The sequence below is a fragment of the Campylobacter troglodytis genome (assembly GCF_006864425.1).
Lineage (GTDB): Bacteria > Campylobacterota > Campylobacteria > Campylobacterales > Campylobacteraceae > Campylobacter_D > Campylobacter_D troglodytis.
On record NZ_QHLI01000202.1, the window covers coordinates 1 to 713 of the forward strand.

Annotated in this window: 1 protein-coding gene; it reads right to left on the reverse strand. The window is 36.0% G+C overall.

Annotation, left to right across the window (positions count from 1 at the left end; genetic code table 11):
• Positions 1-10: 10 nt before the first annotated feature.
• Positions 11-713: type IVB secretion system protein IcmH/DotU (gene icmH, locus DMC01_RS12685; RefSeq protein WP_142694535.1), on the reverse strand; the 703-nt coding region annotated here is incomplete at its 5' end.

The following is a 713-nucleotide window of genomic DNA, read 5'->3' on the forward strand; positions in this document are numbered from 1 at the left end:
TTTTCACCCCTCATCTTGTCCCCTCATCAACGCCTCTTTCTATCAAGGCTTCAAGCCTGGTTTCAATTTTGGTATTATTCGTTTTAAGATCAAGCAGAGCATAAAAATACAAGACAAAGATTACAAACAAAGGCAGTGCTATGAGGCTAGTTTTTAGATATCTTCTTTGAAAGCCTTGCCAAAAGCCTTCTTTTTTCTGCCCTACATAAGCCTTTGTAAAGGCAAGTTCTTTTGTGCTATCTAAAAGAGGCACTAGGCTTGAGGCTATGTTATTACAAAGATAAAGTATCCTTTCGTTTACATCCTTGCTATCTGAGTATTTGCCCTTGTATTCTAAAAGTAGCAATACATAAATAAATTCCAAAAAGTCTTTGTTTTTAGCTGGATTATTAAGCCAAGAAAGGGCTATATCATAAAATTTATCCCCTCCTAAACTCTCATCAAAAAGCCTGATGGTAAGGGTATTATTAGCCCAAGAACTTGCCATAAAAAGCTCATTTTTCATCAAGCTTTCATCTATAAAGACACAAAGACAGTATCTAAGCTTGATAATGTCTTTTTCGCTATATTCCTCAAAGCTACTTAGCTTTGCACTCCAAGCTAGAATTTCATTTACAAACTGTTCTTTCAAGCCTTCTATGGTGCTTGCTTCAAGCGAGCTTAACTTAGACAGTCTAAAAGTTAGTAAAAAAAGCCCCAAGGCTAGATCCACT